At 55.8% G+C, this 5,039-nt stretch carries 2 rRNA genes; both read right to left on the bottom strand.

What is annotated here, in order from left to right:
- Positions 1-3,077: ribosomal RNA gene (locus ABZ293_RS41905) — 23S ribosomal RNA — on the bottom strand; the annotation flags it as partial.
- Between the two features lie 299 nt (positions 3,078-3,376).
- Positions 3,377-4,893: ribosomal RNA gene (locus ABZ293_RS41900) — 16S ribosomal RNA — on the bottom strand.
- Positions 4,894-5,039 lie beyond the last annotated feature (146 nt).

Here is a 5,039-nt window from a genome sequence, read left to right as displayed (position 1 = left end):
CAGTTCTGGCCTATCAACCCCATGGTCTGTGGGGGGCCTTAACCACTCAAAGGTGGTGAGAAACCTCATCTTGGAACAGGCTTCCCGCTTAGATGCTTTCAGCGGTTATCCCTTCCGAACGTAGCTAACCAGCGGTGCCCTTGGCAGGACAACTGGCACACCAGAGGTTCGTCCGTCCCGGTCCTCTCGTACTAGGGACAGCCTTCCTCAAGTTTCTGACGCGCGCGGCGGATAGAGACCGAACTGTCTCACGACGTTCTAAACCCAGCTCGCGTGCCGCTTTAATGGGCGAACAGCCCAACCCTTGGGACCTACTCCAGCCCCAGGATGCGACGAGCCGACATCGAGGTGCCAAACCATCCCGTCGATATGGACTCTTGGGGAAGATCAGCCTGTTATCCCCGGGGTACCTTTTATCCGTTGAGCGACACCGCTTCCACTTGCCGGTGCCGGATCACTAGTCCCGACTTTCGTCCCTGCTCGAGCTGTCACTCTCACAGTCAAGCTCCCTTGTGCACTTGCACTCGACACCTGATTGCCAACCAGGCTGAGGGAACCTTTGGGCGCCTCCGTTACATTTTAGGAGGCAACCGCCCCAGTTAAACTACCCACCAGGCACTGTCCCTGAACCAGATCATGGTCCGAGGTTAGAAGTCCAATACGACCAGAGTGGTATTTCAACGACGACTCCACAAACACTGGCGTGCCTGCTTCACAGTCTCCCACCTATCCTACACAAACCGTACCGAACACCAATACCAAGCTATAGTGAAGGTCCCGGGGTCTTTTCGTCCTGCCGCGCGTAACGAGCATCTTTACTCGTAATGCAATTTCGCCGAGTCTGTGGTTGAGACAGCAGAGAAGTCGTTACGCCATTCGTGCAGGTCGGAACTTACCCGACAAGGAATTTCGCTACCTTAGGATGGTTATAGTTACCACCGCCGTTTACCGGGGCTTAAATTCTCAGCTTCGCGCCGAAGCGCTAACCGGTCCTCTTAACCTTCCGGCACCGGGCAGGCGTCAGTCCGTATACATCGTCTTACGACTTCGCACGGACCTGTGTTTTTAGTAAACAGTCGCTTCTCTCTGGTCTCTGCGACCCAACCCAGCTCCGAGAGTAAATCTCATCACCAGACCGGGTCCCCCTTCTCCCGAAGTTACGGGGGCATTTTGCCGAGTTCCTTAACCACAGTTCTCTCGATCGCCTTAGTATTCTCTACCTGACCACCTGTGTCGGTTTGGGGTACGGGCCATGTATCAACTCACTAGAGGCTTTTCTCGGCAGCATAGGATCACTGAATTCACCTCAATCGGCTACGCATCACCTCTCAGGCACATGTTGTGCGGATTTGCCTACACAACGCCCTACAGGCTTACACCAGTACAACCACTGACTGGCCCAGCTACCTTCCTGCGTCACCCCATCGCTTGACTACTACAGCCAGGGTCGTATGCAGCCACATCCGGCCACCCGAAGGTGGTCCATCCGCTTTTGGATACTTAGCACAACTGATTCGCCATTGGGCGCGGATACACGGGTACGGGAATATCAACCCGTTGTCCATCGACTACGCCTGTCGGCCTCGCCTTAGGTCCCGACTCACCCTGGGCGGATTAACCTGGCCCAGGAACCCTTGGTCATTCGGCGGACGAGTTTCTCACTCGTCTTTCGCTACTCATGCCTGCATTCTCACTCCCACAGCCTCCACAACTAGCTCACGCTGCTGCTTCCAAGGCTGTAGGACGCTCCCCTACCCATCCACACCACTGCACACACCCCCGTAGGAATGTGCGGATGTATTGTGTGAATGCCGCGGCTTCGGCGGTGTACTTGAGCCCCGCTACATTGTCGGCGCAGAATCACTTGACCAGTGAGCTATTACGCACTCTTTCAAGGGTGGCTGCTTCTAAGCCAACCTCCTGGTTGTCTTCGCGACTCCACATCCTTTTCCACTTAGTACACGCTTAGGGGCCTTAGCCGGCGATCTGGGCTGTTTCCCTCTCGACTACGAAGCTTATCCCCCGCAGTCTCACTGCCACGCTCTCACACACCGGCATTCGGAGTTTGGCTGATTTCGGTAAGCTTGTAGGCCCCCTAGACCATCCAGTAGCTCTACCTCCGGTGTGAAACACGTGACGCTGCACCTAAATGCATTTCGGGGAGAACCAGCTATCACGGAGTTTGATTGGCCTTTCACCCCTACCCACAGCTCATCCCCTCAGTTTTCAACCTAAGTGGGTTCGGGCCTCCACGACGTCTTACCGTCGCTTCACCCTGGCCATGGGTAGATCACTCCGCTTCGGGTCTAGAACACGCGACTAGAAACGCCCTATTCGGACTCGCTTTCGCTACGGCTACCCCACACGGGTTAACCTCGCCACATGCCACTAACTCGCAGGCTCATTCTTCAAAAGGCACGCCATCACCCACCACAACAAGTTGTGCGTAGGCCCTGACGGATTGTAAGCGCACGGTTTCAGGTACTATTTCACTCCCCTCCCGGGGTACTTTTCACCTTTCCCTCACGGTACTAGTCCGCTATCGGTCACCAGGGAGTATTCAGGCTTACCGGGTGGTCCCGGCAGATTCACAGCAGATTTCACGGGCCCGCTGCTACTCGGGCATCATCCACAACAGCCGTTGAATTTTCACTTACCGGGCTATCACCGTCTACGGCAGGCCGTTCCAGACCACTTCAACTAACCCAACGGTTTCTGACTGTCGCTCAGACCGGCAGATCTGAGAAGAATGACCCCACTACCCCGTCCAGACAACCCCTGCCGGGTATCACATCTGAACGGTTTAGCCTCATCCGCTTTCGCTCGCCACTACTCACGGAATCACAATTGTTTTCTCTTCCTGTGGGTACTGAGATGTTTCACTTCCCCACGTTCCCTCCACACACCCTATATATTCAGATGCGGGTAACACGACATAACTCGTGCTGGGTTTCCCCATTCGGAAATCCTCGGATCTCAGCTCGGTTGACAGCTCCCCGAGGCTTATCGCAGCCTCCTACGTCCTTCATCGGCTCCTGGTGCCAAGGCATCCACCGTACGCTCTTAAACACTTACTAACAAAGATGCTCGCGTCCACTGTGCAGTTCTCAAACAACACACAAAACCGATCCCCAACTCAGCACCAGCCCGAGCGAACCCGGCGGTATGACTGAAGAATCAGCCTCGTCGTTATCTTGCCTGGAAAGAACGTCTGTTCTCTCAGGACCCAACAGTGTGTCGACTACATCCGGACACAAGCCCGGCACATATCAGCGTTCCACCCATGAGCTTCCACCGGAAGACATTCGCTTCCGAAATGGTCTCTGCCAGAACAAGAACCAACCTGTGTTGGCCTGCCTGGAGAAGTGCTCCTTAGAAAGGAGGTGATCCAGCCGCACCTTCCGGTACGGCTACCTTGTTACGACTTCGTCCCAATCGCCAATCCCACCTTCGACGGCTCCCTCCACAAGGGTTAGGCCACCGGCTTCGGGTGTTACCGACTTTCATGACGTGACGGGCGGTGTGTACAAGGCCCGGGAACGTATTCACCGCAGCGTTGCTGATCTGCGATTACTAGCGACTCCAACTTCACGGGGTCGAGTTGCAGACCCCGATCCGAACTGAGACCGGCTTTAAGGGATTCGCTCCACCTCACGGTATCGCAGCCCTCTGTACCGGCCATTGTAGCATGTGTGAAGCCCTGGACATAAGGGGCATGATGACTTGACGTCGTCCCCACCTTCCTCCGAGTTGACCCCGGCAGTCTCTCACGAGTCCCCGCCATTACGCGCTGGCAACATAAGATAAGGGTTGCGCTCGTTGCGGGACTTAACCCAACATCTCACGACACGAGCTGACGACAGCCATGCACCACCTGTACACCGACCACAAGGGGGCCTACATCTCTGCAGGTTTCCGGTGTATGTCAAACCCAGGTAAGGTTCTTCGCGTTGCATCGAATTAATCCACATGCTCCGCCGCTTGTGCGGGCCCCCGTCAATTCCTTTGAGTTTTAGCCTTGCGGCCGTACTCCCCAGGCGGGGTACTTAATGCGTTAGCTACGGCACGGATCCCGTGGAAGGAAACCCACACCTAGTACCCACCGTTTACGGCGTGGACTACCAGGGTATCTAATCCTGTTCGCTACCCACGCTTTCGCTTCTCAGCGTCAGTTACTTCCCAGAGACCCGCCTTCGCCACCGGTGTTCCTCCTGATATCTGCGCATTTCACCGCTACACCAGGAATTCCAGTCTCCCCTGAAGTACTCTAGTCCGCCCGTATCGACCGCAAGCCCACCGTTGAGCGGTAGGTTTTCACGATCGACGCGACGAACCGCCTACAAGCTCTTTACGCCCAGTAATTCCGGACAACGCTCGCACCCTACGTATTACCGCGGCTGCTGGCACGTAGTTGGCCGGTGCTTCTTCTACAGGTACCGTCACTTACGCTTCGTCCCTGTCGAAAGAGGTTTACAACCCGAAGGCCGTCATCCCTCACGCGGCGTCGCTGCATCAGGCTTCCGCCCATTGTGCAATATTCCCCACTGCTGCCTCCCGTAGGAGTCTGGGCCGTGTCTCAGTCCCAGTGTGGCCGGTCACCCTCTCAGGTCGGCTACCCGTCGTCGCCTTGGTAGGCCATTACCCCACCAACAAGCTGATAGGCCGCGGGCCCATCCTGTACCGATAAATCTTTCCACCACAAGACATGCATCCCATGGTCATATCCGGTATTAGACCCAGTTTCCCAGGCTTATCCCGAAGTACAGGGCAGATCACCCACGTGTTACTCACCCGTTCGCCGCTCGTGTACCCCGAAGGGCCTTACCGCTCGACTTGCATGTGTTAAGCACGCCGCCAGCGTTCGTCCTGAGCCAGGATCAAACTCTCCGTTGAAGACTCTTGAAACAACCCCCGAAGGAGTGAATCAGAAGAATTAACCAGAGTCCGAAAACCATGGCAAAATCAAACGCCAGCAAAAGTATTTGCTGACTAAAATGTCCAGCCCCACCACACGGGGGTATGAGGAGCCGGAACCAAAA

It is taken from the genome of Nocardia sp. NPDC005998 (assembly GCF_040614395.1).
GTDB lineage: Bacteria > Actinomycetota > Actinomycetes > Mycobacteriales > Mycobacteriaceae > Nocardia.
The sequence above is the reverse complement of the archived record's forward strand: the minus strand, read 5'-3'. Positions and strand labels throughout refer to the sequence as shown.